This is a genomic window from Streptomyces hokutonensis (assembly GCF_000376565.1).
GTDB lineage: Bacteria > Actinomycetota > Actinomycetes > Streptomycetales > Streptomycetaceae > Streptomyces > Streptomyces hokutonensis.
The window spans coordinates 299,517-322,606 of record NZ_BARG01000014.1 but is presented as its reverse complement, the minus strand read 5'-3'; the positions used below and the strand labels follow the sequence as shown (position 1 = coordinate 322,606).

Annotated in this window: 22 protein-coding genes; 18 read left to right on the top strand and 4 right to left on the bottom strand. The window is 71.1% G+C overall.

The genetic code is table 11. The annotated features are described in order from the left end of the window. Positions 1-194 precede the first annotated feature (194 nt). From sdhC to SSP08S_RS07045, 7 genes are all read left to right on the top strand, one after another. Complete coding sequence (gene sdhC, locus SSP08S_RS07075) at positions 195-575, top strand: succinate dehydrogenase, cytochrome b556 subunit (protein WP_078532361.1); 381 nt, start codon at positions 195-197, stop codon at positions 573-575. Between the two features lie 5 nt (positions 576-580). Beyond that, complete coding sequence (locus SSP08S_RS07070) at positions 581-1,063, top strand: succinate dehydrogenase hydrophobic membrane anchor subunit (protein ID WP_019066876.1); 483 nt, start codon at positions 581-583, stop codon at positions 1,061-1,063. 30 nt (positions 1,064-1,093) lie between these two features. Then, positions 1,094-2,848 carry a succinate dehydrogenase flavoprotein subunit gene (sdhA, locus tag SSP08S_RS07065; protein ID WP_019066875.1) on the top strand — a complete coding sequence of 585 codons (1,755 nt, stop codon included), beginning with the start codon at positions 1,094-1,096 and terminating at the stop codon, positions 2,846-2,848. Then, positions 2,848-3,627 (top strand): succinate dehydrogenase iron-sulfur subunit, encoded by a 780-nt coding sequence (locus SSP08S_RS07060; protein ID WP_019066874.1) that lies wholly within the window; start codon positions 2,848-2,850, stop codon positions 3,625-3,627. The genes sdhA and SSP08S_RS07060 overlap by 1 nt, the downstream gene beginning before the upstream one ends. Positions 3,628-3,772: 145 nt before the next feature. Beyond that, positions 3,773-4,372 carry a hypothetical protein gene (locus SSP08S_RS54910; RefSeq protein ID WP_019066873.1) on the top strand — a complete coding sequence of 200 codons (600 nt, stop codon included), beginning with the start codon at positions 3,773-3,775 and terminating at the stop codon, positions 4,370-4,372. After that, positions 4,369-4,698, top strand: coding sequence for a hypothetical protein (locus tag SSP08S_RS07050; RefSeq protein ID WP_158697139.1), 330 nt, complete (start codon positions 4,369-4,371; stop codon positions 4,696-4,698). Before SSP08S_RS54910 ends, SSP08S_RS07050 begins: the two co-directional genes overlap by 4 nt. 48 nt (positions 4,699-4,746) lie before the next feature. Further along, positions 4,747-5,460, top strand: coding sequence for a LiaF transmembrane domain-containing protein (locus SSP08S_RS07045; RefSeq protein WP_158697138.1), 714 nt, complete (start codon positions 4,747-4,749; stop codon positions 5,458-5,460). Here the strand turns inward: SSP08S_RS07045 and SSP08S_RS63260 are convergent. Further along, positions 5,422-5,610 carry a hypothetical protein gene (locus SSP08S_RS63260; RefSeq protein ID WP_019066870.1) on the bottom strand — a complete coding sequence of 63 codons (189 nt, stop codon included), beginning with the start codon at positions 5,608-5,610 and terminating at the stop codon, positions 5,422-5,424. The two genes, SSP08S_RS07045 and SSP08S_RS63260, sit on opposite strands and share 39 nt — an antisense overlap. Before the next feature lie 15 nt (positions 5,611-5,625). After that, on the bottom strand, positions 5,626-6,150 hold the full coding sequence (locus SSP08S_RS63255) for a hypothetical protein (RefSeq protein WP_019066869.1): 525 nt from the start codon (positions 6,148-6,150) through the stop codon (positions 5,626-5,628). Between the two features lie 437 nt (positions 6,151-6,587). On the opposite strand from SSP08S_RS63255, the gene SSP08S_RS58125 reads away from it, so the two are divergent. From SSP08S_RS58125 to SSP08S_RS54890, 5 genes are all read left to right on the top strand, one after another. Continuing rightward, positions 6,588-7,697 (top strand): hypothetical protein, encoded by a 1,110-nt coding sequence (locus SSP08S_RS58125; RefSeq protein WP_020684318.1) that lies wholly within the window; start codon positions 6,588-6,590, stop codon positions 7,695-7,697. A 5-nt stretch (positions 7,698-7,702) separates the two neighbouring features. After that, entirely contained in the window at positions 7,703-9,076 is a 1,374-nt protein-coding gene (locus SSP08S_RS07030; RefSeq protein ID WP_019066868.1) for a hypothetical protein, read from the top strand. Between the two features lie 10 nt (positions 9,077-9,086). Beyond that, complete coding sequence (locus SSP08S_RS54895) at positions 9,087-11,030, top strand: hypothetical protein (protein WP_019066867.1); 1,944 nt, start codon at positions 9,087-9,089, stop codon at positions 11,028-11,030. 4 nt (positions 11,031-11,034) lie between these two features. Further along, positions 11,035-12,501 carry a penicillin-insensitive murein endopeptidase gene (locus SSP08S_RS07020; protein ID WP_019066866.1) on the top strand — a complete coding sequence of 489 codons (1,467 nt, stop codon included), beginning with the start codon at positions 11,035-11,037 and terminating at the stop codon, positions 12,499-12,501. Between the two features lie 111 nt (positions 12,502-12,612). Then, positions 12,613-15,387, top strand: coding sequence for an ATP-binding protein (locus SSP08S_RS54890; protein WP_019066865.1), 2,775 nt, complete (start codon positions 12,613-12,615; stop codon positions 15,385-15,387). Here the strand turns inward: SSP08S_RS54890 and SSP08S_RS07010 are convergent. Beyond that, positions 15,357-16,079 carry a class I SAM-dependent methyltransferase gene (locus tag SSP08S_RS07010; protein WP_245607837.1) on the bottom strand — a complete coding sequence of 241 codons (723 nt, stop codon included), beginning with the start codon at positions 16,077-16,079 and terminating at the stop codon, positions 15,357-15,359. The genes SSP08S_RS54890 and SSP08S_RS07010 overlap by 31 nt on opposite strands. Positions 16,080-16,154: 75 nt before the next feature. On the opposite strand from SSP08S_RS07010, the gene SSP08S_RS07005 reads away from it, so the two are divergent. The 4 genes from SSP08S_RS07005 to SSP08S_RS06990 all read left to right on the top strand — a co-directional run bounded on the left by SSP08S_RS07005 (position 16,155) and on the right by SSP08S_RS06990 (position 18,354). Then, positions 16,155-16,565 carry a VOC family protein gene (locus SSP08S_RS07005; RefSeq protein WP_019066863.1) on the top strand — a complete coding sequence of 137 codons (411 nt, stop codon included), beginning with the start codon at positions 16,155-16,157 and terminating at the stop codon, positions 16,563-16,565. Positions 16,566-16,661: 96 nt separating this feature from the next. Then, positions 16,662-17,057 (top strand): hypothetical protein, encoded by a 396-nt coding sequence (locus SSP08S_RS07000; RefSeq protein ID WP_019066862.1) that lies wholly within the window; start codon positions 16,662-16,664, stop codon positions 17,055-17,057. After that, positions 17,054-17,557 (top strand): thiol-disulfide oxidoreductase DCC family protein, encoded by a 504-nt coding sequence (locus SSP08S_RS06995; protein ID WP_019066861.1) that lies wholly within the window; start codon positions 17,054-17,056, stop codon positions 17,555-17,557. Before SSP08S_RS07000 ends, SSP08S_RS06995 begins: the two co-directional genes overlap by 4 nt. Positions 17,558-17,568: 11 nt before the next feature. Then, complete coding sequence (locus SSP08S_RS06990; RefSeq protein WP_019066860.1) at positions 17,569-18,354, top strand: TetR family transcriptional regulator; 786 nt, start codon at positions 17,569-17,571, stop codon at positions 18,352-18,354. 9 nt (positions 18,355-18,363) lie between these two features. On the opposite strand, the gene SSP08S_RS06985 is transcribed toward SSP08S_RS06990, so the two are convergent. Continuing rightward, the gene (locus SSP08S_RS06985; RefSeq protein WP_019066859.1) at positions 18,364-20,763 is read right to left on the bottom strand and encodes an MMPL family transporter; all 2,400 of its coding nucleotides are present in this window, start codon (positions 20,761-20,763) and stop codon (positions 18,364-18,366) included. A gap of 187 nt (positions 20,764-20,950) precedes the next feature. Here SSP08S_RS06985 and SSP08S_RS06980 point away from each other — a divergent pair, with 187 nt between their 5' ends. Both SSP08S_RS06980 and SSP08S_RS06975 read left to right on the top strand, forming a co-directional pair. Then, positions 20,951-21,637 carry a response regulator transcription factor gene (locus tag SSP08S_RS06980; protein ID WP_043259283.1) on the top strand — a complete coding sequence of 229 codons (687 nt, stop codon included), beginning with the start codon at positions 20,951-20,953 and terminating at the stop codon, positions 21,635-21,637. Continuing rightward, positions 21,634-23,088 (top strand): sensor histidine kinase, encoded by a 1,455-nt coding sequence (locus SSP08S_RS06975; protein WP_019066857.1) that lies wholly within the window; start codon positions 21,634-21,636, stop codon positions 23,086-23,088. Before SSP08S_RS06980 ends, SSP08S_RS06975 begins: the two co-directional genes overlap by 4 nt. The last annotated feature ends 2 nt before the right edge of the window (positions 23,089-23,090 follow it).

The window sequence follows — 23,090 nt, the reverse complement described above, 5'->3', positions numbered from 1 at the left end:
GCACCCGACCAGCCGCCCGAAACTAGCCCATACGCGCACCTTTGGGTGCCAGTTTGATCACACAAGCAGGCCCGCCGTAAGACCCGTGTCAGCACCTGGTTACGATGCTGAGGGCCGGTGGACCGTACCCGGCCGGGCCCGACCGACAGAGAAGCCGGCGCGGCCCTAAATCCCCGCTCCCGGAGGGTTCTTCCGTGCCGGCTGGAACGCTGTACCGCGGCCGGGAAGGAATGTGGTCCTGGGTGGCTCATCGAGTCACCGGCGTCCTCATCTTCTTCTTCCTGTTCGTACACGTGCTGGACACCGCTCTTGTGCGTGTCTCCCCCGAGGACTACGACAAGGTCGTAGCCACCTACAAGACGCCGATCGTCGCACTGCTGGAGTACGGCCTCGTCGCCGCGATCCTCTTCCACGCCCTCAACGGCCTGCGCGTCATCGCCGTCGACTTCTGGTCGAAGGGCCCGCGCTACCAGAAGCAGATGCTCTGGTCCGTCGTAGGCCTGTGGATCGTGCTCATGCTCGGGGCGATCTACCCCGTGCTCGGCCACGCCGCTCGTGTTCTCTTCGGGAGCTGACGCAGATGTCCACGACTGAAACCGCAGCGTCGGGCATCGGCCCGGTGGAGAGCGCGGCCGTCTACACCGTAGACAACCCCGCGCCGCTCATCGAGGCCCCCCGCAAGCGCACCAAGAAGACCCCGAAGTCGACCCGGGGCAATTTCGAGATGTACGGCTGGCTCTTCATGCGCCTGTCCGGCGTCGTGCTGGTCGTCCTGGTCCTCGGCCACCTGCTGATCCAGCTGGTGCTCGACGGCGGTGTCTCCAAGATCGGCTTCGCCTTCGTGGCCGGCCGCTGGGCCTCGCCGTTCTGGCAGGTCTGGGACCTGCTGATGCTCTGGCTGGCGATGCTGCACGGCGCCAACGGCCTGCGCACGGTCATCAACGACTACGCGGAGCGCGCGAACACCCGGCTGTGGCTCAAGGGCCTGCTCTACACCGCCACGGTGTTCACCATCCTGCTGGGCACGCTGGTGATCTTCACCTTCGACCCGAACATCCGCTAGGCCACCGGGCTGAGGGACTGAGGAATTCTGATGAAGATCCACAAATACGACACCGTCATCGTCGGCGCGGGCGGCGCCGGTATGCGCGCCGCGATCGAGTCGACGAAGCGCAGCCGCACCGCGGTCCTGACGAAGCTGTACCCCACCCGCTCCCACACGGGCGCCGCGCAGGGCGGTATGGCCGCCGCGCTCGCCAACGTGGAGGAGGACAACTGGGAGTGGCACACCTTCGACACGATCAAGGGCGGCGACTACCTGGTCGACCAGGACGCCGCCGAGATCCTGGCGAAGGAGGCCATCGACTCCGTCCTCGACCTGGAGAAGATGGGCCTGCCGTTCAACCGCACGCCGGACGGCACGATCGACCAGCGGCGTTTCGGTGGCCACTCCCGCAACCACGGCGAGGCGCCCGTCCGCCGCTCCTGCTACGCGGCCGACCGCACCGGCCACATGATCCTCCAGACGCTGTACCAGAACTGCGTGAAGGAGGGCGTGGAGTTCTTCAACGAGTTCTACGTCCTCGACCAGCTGATCGCCGACGTCGACGGCGTGAAGACGTCCGTGGGCGTGGTCGCGTACGAACTGGCGACCGGCGAGATCCACGTCTTCCAGGCGAAGGCAGTGATCTACGCGTCCGGCGGCTGCGGCAAGTTCTTCAAGGTGACGTCGAACGCGCACACGCTGACGGGCGACGGCCAGGCGGCGGTCTACCGTCGCGGACTGCCGCTGGAGGACATGGAGTTCTTCCAGTTCCACCCGACCGGCATCTGGCGCATGGGCATCCTGCTGACGGAGGGCGCCCGCGGTGAGGGCGGCATCCTCCGCAACAAGGACGGCGAGCGCTTCATGGAGAAGTACGCGCCGGTCATGAAGGACCTCGCGTCCCGTGACGTCGTGTCCCGCTCCATCTACACGGAGATCCGTGAGGGCCGCGGCTGCGGTCCCGAGGGCGACCACGTCTACCTCGACCTCACCCACCTCCCGCCGGAGCAGCTGGACGCCAAGCTCCCGGACATCACGGAGTTCGCGCGCACCTACCTCGGCATCGAGCCGTACACGGACCCGATCCCGATCCAGCCCACCGCGCACTACGCGATGGGCGGCATCCCGACGAACGTCGAGGGTGAGGTCCTCACGGACAACACCACGGTGGTCCCGGGCCTGTACGCGGCCGGCGAGGTCGCCTGCGTGTCCGTCCACGGCGCCAACCGCCTCGGCACCAACTCGCTCCTGGACATCAACGTGTTCGGGCGCCGGGCGGGCATCGCGGCGGCGGAGTACAGCCAGAAGGCGTCCTACGTCGAGCTGCCGGAGAACCCGGCGCAGCAGGTCATCGACCAGGTCGAGCACCTGCGCAACTCCACGGGCACCGAGCGCGTGGCGGTCATCCGCCGCGAGCTGCAGGAGACCATGGACGCGAACGTCATGGTGTTCCGCACCGAGCAGACCATCAAGACGGCGGTCGAGAAGATCGCGGAGCTGCGCGAGCGCTACCGCAACGTCTCGATCCAGGACAAGGGCCGCCGGTTCAACACCGACCTCCTCGAGGCCATCGAGCTGGGCAACCTGCTCGACCTCGCCGAGGTCATGGCGGTCTCCGCGCTCGCCCGCAAGGAGTCCCGCGGCGGTCACTACCGCGAGGACTACCCGAACCGCGACGACGTCAACTTCATGCGCCACACCATGGCGTACCGCGAGGTCGGCGACGACGGCACCGAGTCCATCCGTCTCGACTACAAGCCGGTCGTCCAGACCCGCTACCAGCCGATGGAGCGTAAGTACTGATGGCAACCCCTGTTCTGGACAAGGAAGAAGCGGCCGGCCAGCCCGAGCCCGGCTTCGCCGACTCCCCCTACATCACGGTCACCTTCCGCATCCGCCGCTTCAACTCCGAGGTCTCGGCGGAAGCGACGTGGGAAGACTTCCAGCTGGAGATCGACCCCAAGGAGCGCGTCCTCGACGGTCTCCACAAGATCAAGTGGGACATCGACGGCACGCTGACCTTCCGCCGCTCGTGCGCGCACGGCATCTGCGGTTCGGACGCGATGCGGATCAACGGCAAGAACCGTCTCGCCTGCAAGACCCTGATCAAGGACCTCAACCCCGAGAAGCCGATCACGGTCGAGCCGATCAAGGGTCTGACGGTCCTGAAGGACCTGGTCGTCGACATGGACCCGTTCTTCCAGGCGTACCGAGACGTGATGCCGTTCCTGATCACCAAGGACACGAACGAGCCGACACGCGAGCGCCTCCAGTCGGCCGAGGACCGCGAGCGCTTCGACGACACCACGAAGTGCATCCTGTGCGCCGCGTGCACGTCGTCCTGCCCGGTCTTCTGGAACGACGGCCAGTACTTCGGCCCGGCCGCCATCGTCAACGCCCACCGCTTCATCTTCGACAGCCGTGACGAGGCGGGCGAACAACGCCTGGAGATCCTCAACGACCGCGACGGCGTGTGGCGTTGCCGCACCACCTTCAACTGCACGGACGCCTGCCCCCGAGGCATCGAGGTCACGAAGGCGATCCAGGAAGTGAAGCGGGCACTGATCACGCGGCGGTTCTGACCTTCCCCGTACTGCCTCAGGGCCCTGTTTCCGTTACTTCGGAAACAGGGCCCTCTGGTGTTTTTGGCCGGTTTGCGCTCCTGCCGACGAACACGTTCCGCCGTCACACTCCTCATCTGAAGCCAGTCGGCTCGGGAGGGGGACCATGGCGCTGCTGAAGGCACCCGTGCCGCTGGGATACGGGCACGCATCGAAAGAAGCCCACTCCATTGCCGCCCCACTGCTCACCGGGGCCGCGCTGGCCCTGGCCGGAGTCGTCGCCGCGGCGGACACGGACAAGAAGACCTTCTACTGGCCCGGCGTGAGTCTGCTGATGCTCGTGGCCACCTCGATGGCTCTGCTGGCCAGCATCCAACTGCACTACTACTCACGGCAGTTCTTCTACTCACGCCAGGACATCCACGACTGGTACGACCTCGACGGCAGCCCCGAAGACGAGGCGCTGTTGACCGAGCTGTACGCATCGCAGGGCGACGACTACGACAAGTGGGCGCGCAACAACGACCGGGCAGTCCGCTGCTTCAACGCGGGAACCGTCCTGCTGAGCCTGGGCATCATCACCGTCCTGATCCCACCGGACGGTAGCCAACAAGCCCCGTGCCGATGGGCGGCCGCCGGGCTGGTGCTGCTGTACACCAGCGCGGAGGTGCTTTGGACGCTCGCCATCTACCGCAAGAACCCGAAACAGCGCCGGAAGCTTGGGGACAGGCTGAGCGCGACCGCCAAACCGAGGGAGAACTCATGACATCCCATGCCATGACCTTGCCGGGCGAAGACAAGGTCGCTGAACCAGGTACCGCGGATTGCCGGGGCCACCGCTGCTTCATCGTGGTCGGCCCCGCACTCCAAGGCGACACAACAGCCGCCTGGCACACCACGCTGAAGGGCGGCGCCGAGGCGATGGACATCTATCTCGCCACATACAACGCCCAGTTCATGTACCGGCACGCGGAGAGCTGCGCGTTCCGTTACCTGCCTCCGTCCGTCCACGTGGCCTGCAAAGGGTCCTACGAAGCCTTGCAAACCGAGTCGGAGTTCGCGAACAAGGCGCGCTTCGACTTCAACCTGTAGCCGCCCCGCCCCAGAAGCCCGCCGGATCACCCCACTACGATGGCGCCCGTGGCGGGCGCAGGGGGTCGGACCGGGGGCCGGAGTGGTCAACGCACCCGTCTGTGGCTCGGCCTGGCCGTCCTGGTCGTCGGCAGTTTCACCCTCGGCGACAGCACGCACCGGGTCCGGGCCGCCGCGGACTGGCTCTCCGCATGGTGGCCCTGGCTGCTGCTCGCCCTGGCCCTGGTGAACCTGCTGCGCTCGGTCATCGCGCCCGGCTCTCTCATCGCACCCGGACTGCTCACCACCTTGGCCCTGGGTGGCCTGGCGGCGGCGCACGGCATCAGCACCCGCACCCTGAGCGACTTCGTCGCACCGGCCGCTCTGATCCTCGTAGGCCTGGCGCTGTCGTTGTCCTCCCGCGAGGCGGAGTCGCACCGGTGGACGCGGGTCCTGGCGACCGGCCGGGTTCGTACAACGGACGGGCTCGGCAGCCGTACGGACACGTCGCAGGTGGTACTCCGGGCCATAGCCGGTGAGTTGCGCGCCGACCTGACCGGCTCGCTCCTCGACGGCAGCCTGACGGTCCAGGTGACGGCGGTGGCGGGCCATGTGCATCTGACCGTGCCCAAGGACTGGCCCGTCACGGTCCGGACCGCCGGCACCGTCCTCACCCGCGTCAGCGGCACCGGCCCCCGGGCGGGCACCGATGCCGATACGGCTCGCGAAGTCGGTCTGCACCTTCTAGGGCTCGCCGGAGCCTTCAGCCTCGTCCGGGCGTGAACTCCCGTGCGTGTAGGGCAGGTTCACCCGCTGCCCCGCGAACCGGTCGGAGAGACTCTGGAAGAGCGCCCACTCCCCGTCACGATCCGGCAGTCGGTGATGCAGGGCGTCGACCAGGTCGAAACGGTGCAGGTCATAAACCACATGCATCAGCCCCGCATACGCCTAGGCCCCGATCACCGCTCCCTTGTACGCCACCGCTGCCGAGCCCAGCGCGAGCGCGACCAGCCACCATCGGCCCGGTTCGTCGTAGAGGGCGGCCAGCAGGAGAACGGTGCAGGCGAGGAAGGCGTGGCAGAGGTTGACCGCTGTGTCCAGCATGTCGCGGGCCGAACTCAGCGCCCGGGCGAGCGGGGCGGACACCTGCGGGAAGATACGCGGCCAGGAGGACAGGGTGGTGAGTCCGTAGCGTTCTCCCGCGCTGAGCTCGCCCGCCCGCAAGGCGTTGCCGAGTGCGGTGGGCAGCAGCGCGCGTTCCGGCAGGGTGGTCAGACGCCGGGAGGCATCGGCCGCGACCCGCCGGGCATCAGCACCCGCATCGGCCGCGATGTCGGCCCGGTCGGCGAGCGCCTGCCCGCGGCGGCGCTGCACCTCCGTCAACACCCCGGCGAATCCGGCCGTGACCGGCCACCGGTCCCAGTACCCCTCCAACACCCGCACCGCCCGTACCTGGAAGGGCTGCAACAGCATTCCGAGTACGGCAGCGCAAGCCCCGACCAGAAGAAGGGCCCCGGCGGCGGCAGCCGGACTCGACGGCAGGACGGCGCTCCAGTCGCTACGCCCCGAGAAGCTCCCCGCCCGCACCAACCCGTACAGGCAACCGACGAAGAGCGCACAGGGCACGAAGTGCACCGCCAGCACCCTTCGCACGCACTCGCCTCCCCCATGCGCTTGTGAACGCTGATCAGTATGGCCCCTTCCCGGTGGTGAGGGGAGCGGCACTGCCGGCTGTATGAGCCGCTCGTCCCTCGCCCCCCAGGGACCCTGGGACCGGCCGGGTCAAGGGTCTTCCCCAGCCCCCTCCCTGGCGACGTCGTGCCCGGCGCGCTGCCAACGTTGCGGTTCCAGGCCCTGGTTCGGGGGTCTGGACAGGTCGCGTCGGCTCACTGCCGGGAGGGGCTGGTCTCATGCAGCCGTACGAAGAGGAATACGGAAGGCGTTACCGGGAGGAGGAAGAGGAGTTCGGTGCCGAGGGACGCCGCGAGGAGCGGGTCGCCGAGTCGCTGGAGAGCCCCTTCGACGAGGAGGAGGAAGTCCAGCTGGCCACCGAGCTGTTGGGGGTCACCTCCGAGGAGGAGCTGGAGGAGTTCCTGGGCAAGTGGCTGAGGGCGGCCGCGCGGAAGGCCGGCGGCTTCCTGGGGTCCGCGACCGGCAAGGCCGTCGGCGGCATCCTCAAGAACGTCGCCAAGCAGGCGCTGCCCGCCATCGGAGGCGCCCTCGGAACGGCCATCGGCGGCCCCGGCATCGGCACCGCGATCGGCGCCAAGGCGGGCGACTGGGCGAGCAATCTGTTCGAGGTCGAGGGCGAGGGCATCGACCACGAGGAGTACGAGTTCGAGACCGCCCGGCGCTTCGTCGCCCTGAGCGGTGCCGCCGCGCGGAACGCCGCGTTCGGCTCGCGCCGGATCGCTCCGCGGGCCCTGGCGCAGCAGGCCGTCCACTCTGCGGCGCGCCGTTACGCACCGGGTGTGGCCCGGCGCTTCGGGAGTTTCGCCGTGCCGGCGTTCTGGTCCTGGCCGGGCCCCATTCCCGCGTTCGTCGAGGAGCCGGCCGTGGCACCGGCCGCCGCCTCCGCCGCCCCCGCCGCCAAGGAGGAGTGGGGCGCGTCCCCGGCGCTGGAGGAATGGCGGCACGGCGAGGAGCGGCGTGAGGAGGGACGCCGCGAGGAACAGCGCGGGGAGTGGGGCAACCGCGAGGAGCGACGCGGAGAGTGGGGCAACCGCGAGGAACGGCGCGAGGAGCGGCGCGAGTTCGGTGAGGAGCGTGGCTGGGAGCACGCCGAGGAGGAAGAGGAGGAGTGGGGTCGCGCCGAGGAGGAGCGGCGCGCCCGGGAGGAGGGCTGGGGCCACGAGGAGCGGGCGCACCACAACGGCCACCACGAAGGTCACCGCGAAGGTCACCGCGAACGCCATCACGAAGGTCACCACGAGGGCCATCACGAAGGTCACCACAACGGCCGTGCCCGGTCGGGGCGTTGGGTCCGGCAGGGCCGCAAGATCGTCATCATGGGGGCCTGACCGCCATGGACCTGCGGCCGGCAGCCACCGCGCTGCTCGAAGGCGAGGCCCGCGCTCTGCTGACCCGTCTGAACCGGGTCAGGCCGTTCGCGCTGCACGAGACCATGGTGCCTGCCGCCGCACCGTCCGCCGCCGCCCAGGGCGCGATCGAGCGCTTCCTCATGGAGGGCCGGAGCAGGCTCCGGCACCGGGTCGGCGCGTATCTGGAGTGGCTGGAAGGGCCGGGCGGCGACCGGGACCCCGAGTGGCAGCAGCATCAATTCTCGTTGCTGCGCTGGGAGTTCAACTCCGTACTGAGCCACTTCGACGTCTTCTCGGAAGCCGTCACCCAGCGCAGCGAACACGACGTCGGGGTGCAGCTCGCCGGCCTGGACGTCGCGGCGGTCGACGCGCTCGTCACGCCGGGCACCCCGCTCGCCGACCCACCGCCCATCATCTGCTACCTCGCCCGCGGTCCGGGCGGCGCGATCCGCCGGGTGCACACCCGCATCCCCGGCGGCGGACGCAGCCCGGTCTCCCTGATCCGCATCCCCCGCGAACGCATGGTGGGATACGGCATCGGCTCGTCCCTGGTCCACGAGGTCGGCCACCAGGCGGTCGCCCAGCTCGGGCTCCTCGGCTCACTGCGGCCTGTGCTGTACGACATCGAGCGGCACGCGGGTACGGCGGCCGAGCGGACGGCGTTCCACTACTGGGGGCTGACCCTCTCCGAAGTGCTCGCGGACCTCTTCGCCGTGGGGAAGCTCGGCATCGGCGGCACCCTGGGTCTGATGGCCGTGGTGAGCCTGCCGCGCCGGCTGGTGCTCGCGCCGGCCCTGAACGACCCCCACCCGTTCCCGTACATCAGGGTCCGCCTCAGCTGCGCCATGGGCGACGCCCTGTACCCGCATCCGCAGTGGCGGCAGCTCAGCGCGCTGTGGGCCGCGCTCTACCCACCGCACCGCGCCCCGCGCGAACTTCGCGAGCTGACCGCGATCCTCGAACGGTCCATGCCCCGCTTCGTACGGCTGCTGGCGGGCCACCGCCCGCCCTCATTGAGCGGCGCCCGGCTGGCCGACCTGATGCCCCGCTCCAGCCGTACGCCCGCGCTGCTGCTGTCCCGCTACCGACGCTGGACACGACAGCCCGAGCTGCTGCGCACCGCCCCACCCACGCTCGTCCTCGCGGTCCTCGGCCAGGCGAGGGCCGCGTCCCTGATCACACCGGAGGAGGAGAGCCGCCTGCTGGGGGAGCTGATCACCCACTGGGCCCTTTCCACCACCCTCGACAACCTCGCGCCCCAAAGGGGCGCGGGGAACTGCGCGACCAGCCCCAACGGCGCCGCAGAAAAACAACAACCCATACCCACCCGTCCAGCGGAGCGCATACGCACACGTTGAGGAGGCCGTCATGGCCACGATCGAAGTACGGCCCCAAGACATCCAACAGGGCGGACGCGTCTCCCTGTTCGCCAAACCCGACCAGCCGGCCCCTGCCGGGACCACCATCACCTGGGAAGTCCTTGGCTTCGGACCGCTGCCGGCCGACCCCCAGGACCCCGCCCGCGCAGTCTGGGACGTCCCGGACGATCAGCGGCCCGGCGGGTACACCGCCCGGGTGACGTTCCACCTCCCGAACGCGGCGAACGACGTGGCCGCGACCGACCTCACCGTGCAGGTGCGGCCGATCGCCGCCGGCGACAGCATCAACGTCCAGCTGCGCAGGGCGGGTTCGGACCCGACGGACGACCAGGCCCTGTGGACGGCGATCCGCCGCTCCACCGACCGGATCTCGTTCAACGAGTACAGCGCCTTCATCGACCCGATCATGTCCGGCAGCGGGCTGCCCGACCCCAGCGAGCCGCGCAAGAAGATCGGGCCGCGCGCCACGACCTACCCCGGCGTGGACGCGTACCGGCTGCTGAAGGTCGCCACCGAGGTGTTCCTCATCGTGCGGTGCGGGGTCCGCGTCGACAGCGCCGATCTGACGTCCCCCTTCGACGGCGTCGATCTGGAGGAGGAGCGGCGGCGCTACGGCGAGTCGGGCGACGTGGACGGCGACGCCTTCGGGCGGGCCATCCAGCAGCGCTGGCTGCGCTACATCTCGGCCCACTCGCCGGGTGAACGCCGCCCGGACGAACAGGACTTGGCGCTGCTGCCCTACCTCGGGGTGATCCGGCTGAAGCTGGGCGAGCTGGCGATCACGGAGGCGGACAAGTTCGGTGTGGAGGCCTTCGGCATCCTGCGCGACAAGCTGACCTTCCCCTGCTTCCTCGAACTGATCTGGTCGTACTGGCACGAGGAGGGCATGCTGGTCCAGTCGGCCGACGCGATCGCCGCACGCTTCCAGAACGTGCACGGCCCCGGCGACTACGACCCGCTGGCCCACGTCGACATCGATCCGCTGCGCGCCCTCAGCCAGTTGATGTGGGGCTATGTGCAGGACGAGCAGAACCGGCTGTCGCCGCTGCGCCGGGCCTACGAGTACGACCACCAGTACGGGGTCACCCAACTGGCGCCGGGCGCACCGCCGATCAGGCCGGTGGACAGCCGGCCGCGGTTCCTTGAGGCCTTCCACACCCTGCTGAGCCTGACGTCCGTGTTCTTCCGCGAGGACGACGACACCACGATCATCGCGGACGGCTTCCCGGTCCTCAACGCGCTCAAGGACGTCCATCTGCTGCTGACCGAGGGCCAGCACAACCAGTACGGCGACCTGTCCTGGACCGCCCGCCAGGAGATGCTGATGGAGGAGTGGCTGCTGGCCCGCCCGGAGATGCGCGAGTTCCTGCCCGGCCGCACGATGGTCGCCTATCCCGAGCAGTGGATGGACCGCGTCGACACCATGAAGCGGCTCCAGGGCTGGACCCCGGACACCGTCATCCACTTCCGCGACCTCGGCCGGTTCGGCGAGCAACTGCTCCTGTCGATCCGCTACGGCAACTGGAACGCGGTCAACGACCGTACCCAGGCGGCGAACTGGGCCCGCTACTGGCGCTCGGAGATCCAGGGCTACCTGCACTCGTACCGCTCGGTGACCGGCGTGGACCTCGGTCTGGAGCGCACGGACGGGCGCGTCGACGCCACCATGCCCGCCGTACACCTGCGCCGCAGGCTGCTGGAGCAGCAGGGCCGGCACGCCGTCGGCGCGGGCTCCGACCAGCGGGGCGCGCGGCAGCTGGGCCGGCCCGAGCCGAGGGAGTCCCTGGGCCGCGCCGAGCCCTGGGCCCAACTGCCCCGGGCCGCCGCCGTACCGAGGGAACTGCCCCGCGGCAGGCAGCCCGAGCGACGGCCCGCCGGGCTCCCCCCGGGGCGTTCCGCCGCGGCCCGGCGCGGCCGCCCGGAAGGGGAGTGAGGTCATGCCGACGACCTCGACCGCCGTACGGAACGGGACGGAGCGCCCGCCGCCGACCCGGGCCGGGGATCTGCCCGCCACCACCGCCCGCAACCGCGGCTACGCCCGTTCGCTCGGCTGGGAGGCCCATCTCCCGGCCGTCCGGCGGGTGTTGGACCCGCACCGCACGGACTGGGACTGGGCGGCGCTCGGCTCCGCGACGCTGAAGTGGCAGACGGCGCAGGGCATTTCACCGGCGGACGGACTCATCGGACCCGCCACCTGGGCGCTGCTGCGCACTGCCGCGGGAGTGGCCGGGGACCCGGCCATCAGCTGTCAACTCCCCGCGTACGGCCCCGGTTTCCGCGTGCCGGGCCGGCCCACGCACCGGTTCGGGCGGCCGGAGGCCGTCCGTGCCCTGATGGCCGTCGCCGCCGCCTGGCACCGGGCCCACCCCCAGGGGCCCGTGCTCGACATCCGGGATCTCGGGCGCCGGGGCGGCGGCCCGCTGCCCGGGCGCACCTCGCACCGGCTCGGCCTCGAAGCGGACCTCTACCCGGTGAAGTCCGGCCACCGCCAGGGACCGACGCACTGGCGTCACGCCTCCTACTCACGGTCGCTCACCCAGGAACTCGTCGACCTGCTGCGGAACAACGGCGTGCTGCCGGTCCGGGCGATCTTCTTCAACGACCCGGAGGTGCACGGCGTACAGCCCCTGGAGAACCACGACAACCATCTGCACGTGCGCTTCGCGCCGCCGTCGCGCTCGGCACCGAAGTCGGCCGCCACCCACGGGAGTCACGCCCCTGTCCTGGAGGTCGCCGCACCCCCGCGGCTCGGCATCCTGAGCGCCCAGGGCAAGGCCCCCTACCAGTTCACCACCGAAGACGCCGAGTGGACCGCCCGCTTCATCATCGGGGAGTCCGGCGGCCGGGACGACGCCGACAGCCACGCGGTCATCTGGGCGATGTTCAACCGGTACGCGCTGCTCACCCGCCCCTACTACCGGACGTTCAACGCCTTTCTGCGGGCCTACTCGACCCCGCTGCAACCGGTCCTCAAGAGCTGGGGAGCGAGCAGGCGGAACATGGGCCGCGCCGACTTCGTCCGGACGGGCGGCACCTTCGGACCGCCCGCGCCGCCCGGCATCCCGCGCGGCCAGCGCCGCGCCTACCTGGACCTCCAGCAACGGCCGTGGGCCCAACTGCCGTCCGCCGCAAGGTCGGTGGCCGTGCGGGCGCTCGGCGGGGCGATCGCGAACCCGATCGGCAACGCCACGGAGTTCGGTTCGACGTACGTCTACTTCCACGACGCGAACCGGAGGTATCCGAACCCCGACGAGTGGCGGCGCTTCACCGAGCAGTACGCCGCGAAGATGGGCTGGCGGTGGATCGGCCCCGTGGCGGGCCTGGACCAGAACTCGAACACGTTCTTCGTCCAGCGCAGGCTGGCCGCACTGCCCGTCCCCGCCGTACGCGTTCTGGCGGGGTGAGCCGCGGAATCCGACCGGCCGGACCGCTCAACGGCACACGCGTTGAACCGCCGTGGCAGGGCGAGCACCATGGCCCGGAACACCGACGCAACTGCGGGGGTAGACGTCGACATGCCGGTGAACACACTGCTGCACCATGCCCATCTACCGGCCGAGGCCCGGGAACCGTCGTTCCACGGCCGGGAGCCGCAGCTCAGGGAAATGGAGAACAGGTTGCGCGAGGCCCGCGCCGGGGCCTCGCGGCTGATGGTCGTGGAAGGTCCGCCCGGCATCGGGAAGACCGCCCTGGTCCGCCGCTTCCTGCGTACGGCGGACCGGGTCCGCGTGCTGGAGGCCAGCGGCGCCGAGAACGAGACGGCCCTGGCCTACGGCGTCCTCGCCCAACTCCTCAGTCAGACCTCGGTGGGCGAGGAGGCGCCGGGGCCGCGGGACGAGCCCGGTGCGGTCGGCGCGCGGCTGCTCGCCCTCGCCCACCGGATCCCGGCGGACACCGTCGTCGTACTCGTCATCGACGACGCCCACTGGGCGGACGCGCCGTCGCTGGACGCGCTCACCTTCGTGCTGCGCCGGCTGCTGTCCGAGCCGGTCCTCACCGTGCTGGCCGTCCACGCGCCGGCCGATGCCCAACTCCCCAAGGGGCTGGGGAGGTTGCTGGCTGACGACGAGACCCTCCGCCTCGCGCTCGACGGCCTGACCGCCGAGCAGACCGGCGCGCTGTGCGACCGGCTGCTGCCCGCGGGCCTGCCGCCGCACGCCGTCGGCCGACTGTACGCCCACACCCGCGGCAATCCGCTGTATCTACGCGCGCTGATCCGCGAGGTGGACCCGGAGGTCCTGGCCGCTGCCGACTCCCCGCTGCCCGCGCCGCGTTCGTACCAGTTGCTGGTCCGGGACCGCCTCGCCCACTGCGACGCTCCGGCCCGGGACCTGGTGGCCGCGGCCAGTGTGCTCGGGCCGCGCGCGCCGCTGCACCGGGTGGCGCAGCTGGCCGGTCTGGAGAACCCGCTGCCCGCCGTCGAACAGGCCGTGGGACAGGGGCTGTTGGAGGAGGGTCCGGCGGGCGGCCCGCCCGAGCTGGCCTTTCCGCACCCGCTGGTCCAGGCCGCCGTCTACCACCAGTTGGGGCCGGCCCGGCGGGCCGAACTGCACACCGGGGCGGTGCGGGCCAGCAAGGACGCCGCGAGCCGTACGTGGCACCAGCTGCTCGCGGGCCGCAGCCCGGACCCGGCGCTCGTCGCCGACCTCGCCACGGGCGCCCGCCGGCAGGCCGCCGCCGGTCACTGGTCGCGGGCCGCGTCGATGGCCGCGCACGCCTCCCGGCTGGCGACGACCCGGCCCGAACGGGAGCGGCTGACCGTGGAGGCGGCGGACGCGCTGCTCTGCGACGGGCGGGCGGAGGAGGCCGCCGACCTGGTGCGCGCCCTGCCGGGCGACAGCACACGGGCCGCCCATCGCTACGCACACGGCCAACTCGCGTTCGCCCGGGGCGAGACGGCGAGCGCCCGGCTGCTCCTGGACGACGCGTGGCGGCACTGCGACCCCGCCCTGGACCCGGCGCTGGCCCGGCGCATCGCGGAACGGCTCTCCCTCGTCGGCCTCCTCCAGGGCGAGGCGGCGGCCGCCGTACGGTGGGCGCAGCGGGCCGGGGCGCTGCCGCCCGTGCCGTTCACCGGCGGAATGCTGCGCTACGCCCAACTGGCCGCCCTCGGCCTGACGGACGCCGTGGAGGAGGGCATCGAACGGGCGGCCGGGCTGCCGGAGTCCGTGCTCGTCCAGTCCGGCGACGTGGACCTGCTGCTCGGCCGCAGCGCGCTCAGGCTCGGCTTCGACGACCTGGAGGGCAGCCGGGCGGACCTGCGCTCGGCCGCGCCACTGTGCCGGAACGGTCCCGCGCCGCTGCGGGCGACGGCCCAGCTCCTCCTGGGCGAGACCGAACTCCGCCTCGGGAACTGGGACGTGGCCCTGCGCGAACTCGAATCGGCGGCGCAGACCGCCCTCACCCGCGGCCTCGGCTGGCTGGAGCCGGTCGCCTGCGCGGACGCGGCGGGGGCGCTCGCGCTGCGGGGACGGACCGAGCGCGCCGCCGAGTACCTCGCGAAGGCCATGGGCAGCGGCGGTTACGGCCACGGGGCATCGGGCTTCGCCCATGTGGCAAGGGCGCGGGCCCAGTTGGCGGCGGCGCGGGGAGCACAGGAAGAGGTGGCGGGCGCGCTGCTGCCCCTGCTGGAGCGGGAGCCGGTGGCGCGGACGGTCGTGGCGCCGTGGCGTGATCTGCTGGTGGACGCGCTCACCGCGCTCGGGGAGCACCGGCAGGCCGAGCGGATCCTGGACGGCCTCGACGCGCCCTCGGCTCACCGGGGCCGGCACTCCCGGCTGGCGGCCGCGGCCCGGGCGCGCGGCACCCTGCTGGCGGCGCGCCGGTCGCCGGGTGCGGCGGAGCTGTCGTTCCGCACGGCACTGGGCCACGCGGAACAGGTGCCGGACCCCTTCGGCCGGGCCCGCGTCCAGCTCGCCTACGGCGCGTTCCTGCGGCGTGCGGGCAGGCGGACCGACGCGACCGGGCAACTGCGCCGGGCGCTACGCACCTTCACCGAGCTGGGCGCCGCCCCGAGCGCGGCCCTCTGCGAACGCGAACTGGCCGCCAGCGGCGGGGCGTCCGCGTCCGACTCCCCGCTCACCCCGCAGGAACTGGTGATCGCCCGCCTGGCCACGTCCGGCCTGACCAACCGCCAGATCGCCCGCCAACTCGTCCTCAGCGTCAAGACGGTCGAGTTCCACCTCAGCCACGCCTACACCAAGCTGGGCATCACGTCCCGCATGGGCCTGCCGGCCAAACTGCCGGCGGCCCCGGCGGCTCAGCCGGTCCGGCCCACGAGCAGCTCGTAGAAGATCGGCTGCCCGGTGGTCGTCACCCGGTGCTGGAACCGTGTGCGTTCCAGCACCGCGAGACGCCTGTCGGCCACCAGCCGCCCGACCGCCGTGCCGAAGCCCTCCGGATCCGACTCGTCCATCCACCGCTCGTCGAGCGTGAAGGCGACGGGCGCGCCGGCCGGCAGCAGCGCGAGCGCGTTCTCAAGGGCCTTCGGTGTCGCGTGGGTGCCGCCGAAGGCTCCGGCCGACACCAGTCCGCCGAGCGCGTACGGGCGCAGCGCCTCGCGGAGCGCGTCGTCGTCGCGCTGGAAGTCGCCGATCACGTAGTCGGCGTAGACGCCCGGCCGGTCGCGCAGCGCGGCCTCGCGCGCCGCCGGCAGCGCGTCGACCCCGACGACCCGGGCTGCACCGCCGCCCCGCACCAGCTCGCCGACCAGTCCCGTGCCGGAGCCGACGTCGAGGACCGTCAGCCCGCCCGGCTCCAGGCCGAGGCGCTCGACCGCGCGCAGGAAGCCCGCCGCCGCCACCTGGGGCGAGGTGCACTGGAGCAGTTCCTGGACGACGTGTTCGTAGAGGCCGGGGACGGCGTAGATCCGCGTGTACTCGTGCAGATGGAGCGTCTCGTGGTCGCTCAGCTCGATGTACTCGCCGTCGGCCTCCGGCGGGCCGAGCAGTCGGACTCCCCCGAACACATCCACATCTGCCATGAGCGCGACATTATGCGAACGCGCCTGCGGTCAACAATCCCCGGCCTTTGCCGATCATCGCCCTAACCTGACGGCATGTCAGATGAAGAGTCGTACGAACTGCTCGGCTTCGACAACCTCCTCCTCCCCGTAGGGGATCTCGCCGAAGCCGTCCCCTTCTACGAACGTGCCGGATTCACCGTGGGGTTCCGGCTCGACGAGGCCGGGATCGCGATCCTGAAGGTCGGCGGCGAGACGCCGGGGGTGCTGCTGCGGCTGGAGGACGGGCTGGGGCACAGACCACCGCCCTGGCCCGCACCCCGCGTGTGGCTGGAGGTCCCGGACGCGCGGAAGGCCGCGCAGCGCCTCACCGCCGCCGGCATCGCGCTGCTCGACGCGCCGTTCTCCGTGGCCACCGGGTGGACCGTCGAGATCGCCGACCCCTGGGGCAACGTCATCGGGTTCACGGACTACACGAAGCGGCCGGAGCTGGCGCGGCGGGTGTGACACAGCTCCCAGCGCAAGTGAGTTGAACGCGTTCAAAAACATCTCTACAGTCTCTCCTGTCAGCGTTTTTGAACGCGTTCAAGAAGGGGGAGGCGCATGGACCGCACGGTCGTCGCCTACGTCATCTATCTGATCGTCAGCATCGGACTCACCGTCTGGGTGGCCCGCACGCTCAGCCGCAACGGGCGGATCTTCCTCGCCGACGTCCTACGGGGGAACGAAAAACTCGCGGAGGCCGTCAACCACCTCCTCGTAGTGGGCTTCTACCTCGTGAACCTCGGGTTCGTCGCCCTGTACCTCAGCGGGGACGGCACCATCGAGGACACCCGGGGCATCTTCGAGGCCCTGTCGACCAAGGTGGGCGTGGTGCTGCTGGTGCTCGGGGTGATGCACCTGGGCAACGTGTACGTGCTCAACAAGATCCGCAGGCGTGGGGTCATGGAGCGGGAGCAGGTGCCGCCCGTCGCGCCGCAGGACTGGGTCGGGGCGTGAGCGCGGTGGCAGCCGCCCCGGCGGACCGGGCGACCCCGGTCCGCCGGCTCACCGTCCTGTACGACGCCGACTGCTCCCTGTGCACCTTCCTGCGCGACTGGCTCGTACGGCAGTCGCAGCTGGTGCCCCTGGAGCTGGTACCGGCGTCCTCCGAAGAGGCGCGCCGGCGCTTCCTCGGGCTCGACCACCGGGCCACCCTCGACGAGATCACCGTCGTCGGCGACTCCGGGCAGGTCTACCGGGGTGCCGCCGCCTGGATCGTCACCCTGTGGGCGCTGCGCGAACAGCGGCCCCTGGCACACCGGTTGAGCACCCCCGCCGGCACCCGGCTCGCCAAGGGCGCCGTGCTCGCCGCCGCGAAGTGGCGCGGGGCGCAGTGGGGCCCCGGGCGGTGGGGCGGCGGTGTGTACCGGCAGAGCGACGGGTGGACGTACGACCCGAGCCGCGGGTGGTCGTACACCGGGCCGGGCTGCGTCGGCGGTTCCTGCCCCACTGGATAGGCTCTGTCCCCGTGCCCGCGAACAACGACGGCCCCGACGACGGCGCCACCCCCAGCAAGTCCGAGCAGACCCGCGCGCTCATCCTGGAGACGGCCATGCGGCTGTTCCAGGAGCACGGCTACGACAAGACGACGATGCGGGCCATCGCCAAGGAGGCGGGCGTCTCCGTAGGCAACGCCTACTACTACTTCGCCGGCAAGGAGCACCTGATCCAGGGCTTCTACGACCGGATCGCCGAGGAGCACCGGCTCGCGGTCCGCGAGGTGCTGGACCGGGAGACCGATCTGGAGGCGCGGCTCGCGGGCGTGCTCCGGGTGTGGCTCGACATCGCGACGCCCTACCACGAGTTCGCGGTGCAGTTCTTCAAGAACGCCGCCGACCCGGACAGCCCGCTCAGCCCGTTCTCCCCGGAGAGCGAGCACGCGCGCGTGCAGGCCATCGACGTCCACAAGGAGGTGCTGTTCGGCGCGAAGACCAAGGTGGCGCCGGAACTGCGGGACGTGCTCCCGGAGTTGATGTGGCTCTCCCAGATGGGGCTGGTCCTGTACTGGGTGTTCGACCGCACCGAGGGGCGGGAGCGCAGCTACCGGCTCGCCGAGCGCGGCGCCCGGCTCACCGCGCGCGGTGTGTCCCTGGCCCGCTTCCGGGTGCTGCGCCCGCTCGTCCTGGAGGTGCACGAGCTGTTCACGGACTTCCTGCCGGGCATGACCCACGCGCTGCCCGACCCGGCGAAGAAGCAGCAGGGTGACAAGCGCGGGGCGTCCGCCGCCGGTCCCGCCGACGACGAACGCCCCTGAGCGTTCCGGTCAGTTGACGGCGTCGACCTCGCCCTCGGCCAGCTCGACGTCGTAGACCAGCGGATCGTCCGTCACGGTCACCTGCCGGGCGGTCGCGCCGTACGACGGTGCCGTCGTCGCCAGGAGGTAGGTCCCCGGGCCGGGCACCGACACGATGTACGAGCCGTCCGCCAGGGACTCGACGCGGTCCAGTTCGCGTCCACCGGTCGTCCGCAGCGTGACAGCCGCGCCCTCCACGGGCTCCCCGTCGGTCGTACGGACGAAGCCGTGGACGGCCGAGGACGGGCCGTCGGCGACGGCCGGCGCGGCCTCCTCGGCGGGTTCCACCGCGAGGTGCGGCAGGCTCTTGTCGAGCCAGGCCGGGAGCCACCAGTTGGAGTTGCCCAGGAGGTGCATCGCGGCCGGCACCAGGGCCGTACGCAGGATGAACGCGTCCAGGGCGACCGCTGCGGCCAGGCCGACGCCCGCCGTCGCCGCGCCCGTGTTGCCGCTCAGGACGAAGGCCAGGAAGACGCAGACCATGATGAGGGCGGCGGAGTTGATGACGCGGCTGGTCTCCGCGAGGCCGACGCGGACCGCGCGGGCATTGTCCTTGGTGTGGACCCACTCCTCGTGCATACGGCTCACCAGGAACACCTGGTAGTCCATGGAGAGGCCGAAGAGCAGCGACAGCATGATGACCGGCAGGAAGGCGTTGATCGGGCCCTCCTTGCCGAGGCCGAGCATGTCCAGGCCCCAGCCCCACTGGAAGATCGCCACCAGGACACCGAAGGAGGCCGCCGCCGCAATGAGGTTCATCAGGGCGGCCGTCAGCGGGACCACGAGCGAGCGGAACGCGAGCAGGAGCAACAGGAAGCTCAGGCCGATGATCGTCGCGACGAAGAGCGGGAGACGGTCGCCCGTGACGGACGCGAAGTCCTTGGAGATGGCCGTCACGCCGCCGACATGACCGGTCGCGCCGGCCTCGGGGATCACCTTGTCGCGCAGGGTGTCGATCAGGTCGTCGGTCTCCACGGACTGCGGTGAGGTCTTCGGGACGACCTGGATGACCGTCACCCCGCCCGTGGGCGGCAGCGCGGCGACCCGGGCCACGTCCTTCGTGGCCTCGATGTCCTTGACCAGGGTGGCCGTGTCACCGCTCGAAGTGACCACCTGGAGCGGACCGTTGAAGCCGGGCCCGAAGCCGTCGGCCAGGAGGTCGTACGCCTTCCTGGTGGTCGTCGAGGCGTTGTCGTTGCCCTGGTCGGTGGCGCCGAGGCGCAGCGACAGCACGGGGAAGGCGAGGACGGCCATGACGACGAGGGCGAAGGCGGCGATCCGGCGCGGGCGCTTCTGCACGGCGGCCGACCAGCGGACCGCGAGATTGTCGGTGCGCTCCGGCTCGGGCCCGTTCTCCAGCTTGCGGCGCTGCTTGCGGCTGAGGACGCGCGGGCCCAGGAAGCCGAGCAGCGCGGGCAGCAGGGTCGTGGCCGCCAGGACGCTCAGGACGACCGTGAGCGAGGTGCCGATGACCACGCCGTCCAGGAAGCGCAGCTGCGTCACCAGCATGCCGGCGAGCGCGATGCACACCGTGCCGCCCGCGAACAGCACCGCGCGGCCCGAGGTGTTGAGGGCCACGACCGCCGACTCCTCGGGATCCATGCCCCGTTGGAGGCCGCGCCGGTGCCGGGTGACGATGAACAGGGCGTAGTCGATGCCGACGCCGAGGCCGATCAGGGTGGCCAGCAGGGGCGCCAGGTCCGGGATGTCGGTGGCGTGGCTGAGGAGCTGGGTGGAGAACAGGCCGGTGCCGACGCCGAAGATCGCGATGCCGATCGGCAGCAGGGCGGCGTAGAACGAGCCGAAGGCCAGGAACAGGACGATCGCCGCCGCGAGGATGCCGACGCCCTCGGCGATGCCGCCCGGCGGTTCCTCGACCCGCTGGACGGCCTGGCCGCCCAGCTCGACGTGGAGGCCGCTCTGTCGGGCCGCCTGCGCGGTGTCGACGACCTTCTGGACGAGCTCCTTGGGGACCGCGTTCGCCTGCTCGGCGAAGGTGATCTGCGCGTAGGCGATCGTCCCGTCGGAGCTGATCTGGGCCGCGCCCCGGGCGCCGGAGTAGGGGCCGGTGACCTCGCCGACGCCCTTCATGCCCGCGATCCTGTCCAGGGCGGGCTGGATACGCGTCTGTACGGACTGGTCCTTGACCGAGCCCGAGTCGACCTTCCACACCACCGTGTCGGTGTCGCCCGAGCTGTTCGGGAACGCCTTCTGCATCAGGTCGTACGCGCTCTTGGAGTCCGTGTCCGGGAGGGAGAAGACGTTCGCGTAGTCCGTCCCCGCCGTCGTCGCCGAGAAGCCCAGGCCGAACAGTGCCCCCACCCACAGCAACAGGACCACCAGCCGGTGCCGATAGCACCACCGTGCCAATGCCGCCACGCTCAACACTCCTTATGCAAAACCGAGTTGACTCGGTCGATCGGTCGGATGGTCCCCCAGGTCCTGGGCTACACAATTGGCGGTGGCACACGCGCGTGGACACGTCCTGGCCATGACTCTCAAGGAACTCCAAAGACCGGACGGCCCCGATGTCAGTGGTGCCGCCGATACTGGGGGCATGACGGCTCCAGGAACCGTGCTGGTGGTGGAGGACGAACCGAGCATCGCCGACGTCCTCGCCATCGCGCTGCGCTACCACCGCTTCGAGGTCATGACCGCGGGCACCGTCCGCGAGGCGCTCGCGCTGGCCGAGCGCACCCGCCCGGACTGCGCGCTGCTCGACGTGATGCTCCCGGACGGCGACGGCCGCGCGCTGGGTCAGGAACTGCGCGCCCGCAGGCCCGACCTGGCGCTCGTCTTCCTCACCGCGCGGGACGCGCCGGCCGAGATCGTCGGCGCCCTCGGCTTCGGCGACGACTACATCACCAAGCCCTTCGACATCGACGTGGTCGTCGCCCGCATCACCGCCGTCCTGCGCCGCACCCGCGCCGCCGACGTCCTCCCCCAGCGCCCGCCCCTGCGCTACGGCGACCTGGAGCTGGACGAGACGACGTACTCGGTGCACCGCGCGGACCGCTCGGTCGAGCTGACCCCCACCGAGTACGCCCTGCTGCGCTTCCTGGTGCGCAACGGCGGCCGGATCGTGCCCAAGGAGCAACTGCTGCGCCATGTCTGGCAGTACGAGCACACCCCGCCGGAGTCGACCGTCGTCGAGACCTACATCAGCTATCTGCGGCGCAAGCTGGACACCCTGGGAGCGCCCGTGATCACCACCCGGCGGGGCGTCGGATACGGGCTCGCATGAAATTCCGGCTGCCGAACTGCGAGCGCGGCGCCCACTCGCTGCGCGCCAAGCTGACCCTGGCCAACCTCGCGCTGCTCGCCCTCGGCATCGTCATGGCCACCGCCGTCAGCCTGATGGGCATGCGGCACTACCTGCTCGCCCAGGTCGACGCGGAGCTCACCAAGTCCCGTGACTCGCTGAGCAGTTCGCAGCTCACCATGCGGCAGATCAACGTACTGAGCTCACTGGCCGGCATCGGCGACCGGCTGGTGCCCCAGCAGCAGCCCGGCTCCCCGAAACCGGACACGGTGTTCGCGGCGGTCGACCGCCAGGGCAAGGTCCTCACCATCGCCGGGTACGCCCCGACCGCCGCGCAGCGCGCGCTCGCCGACGCCTTCGGCGACCCGGCCAAGCTCACCAAGGACCGCACACCGCGCGACATCTCGCTGCGCGGCGACTCCTACCGGGCGACCGGGACCCGACTCACCGACGGCACCTACATCCTGATCGCCGCCTCGACCGGCGGCCTGCACCACGGCATGGCCAAGGCCCTCAAGCTGGACCTCGCCTTCGGCAGCCTGCTGCTGGTGCTGCTCGCCACGCTCACGATGATGAGCGTGCGGCGGCGGCTGCGGCCCCTGGAGGACATGGTGGAGACCTCGACGGCGATCGCCGAGGGCGATCTGACCCGGCGTGTGCCCTCCAGCCACCATCCGACCCAGGAGGTCGAGCAGCTGCGCCTCGCCCTCAACTCCATGCTCCACCAGGTGGAGTCGGCGTACCGCACGCGCGAGCGCACGGCGGCCCAGCTCCGCCGCTTCGTCGCCGACGCCTCGCACGAACTGCGCACCCCCCTGTCGGCGATACGCGGCTATCTCCAGCTCTACGACAAGGGCATGCTGACCGAGCCCGACGAGCGCAGACGCGCCTGGGACCGGATGAACGCGGAGGCCGACCGCATGGGCCGCCTCGTCGACGAACTCCTCACCCTGGCCCGCCTGGACCAGCGGCCCGAACTGCGCTTCAGGAACGTCGACCTGAGCCGCCTGGTGCGCGACGCCGCCGAGGACCTGCGGGTCCAGCAGCCCGAGCGGCCGGTCACGGTCGGCGCCGACGGCTCCCTGCTGGTGCGCGCCGACGAGTCGGGCCTGCGCCAGATACTCGGCAACCTGGTGACCAACGTCCGCACCCACACCCCCGCCGACGTGCCCGTGCGGCTCGGTCTGGAGCGCGAGGACGGGGTCGTACGGCTGTGTGTCGCGGACAAGGGCCCGGGGCTGTGCCAGGACGACGCGGCCCGGATCTTCGACCGCTTCTTCCGGGCGGGCGGCGGTGCGGGCAGCGGACTGGGGCTGGCGATCGTGCAGGGCGTCGTCCAGGCGCACGGCGGGGACGTGGCGGTGCGGACGGCACCGGGCGAGGGGCTCGCGGTGACGGTGACCCTGCCGACGCGGGCGCCGGTGCCGTCGTAGGA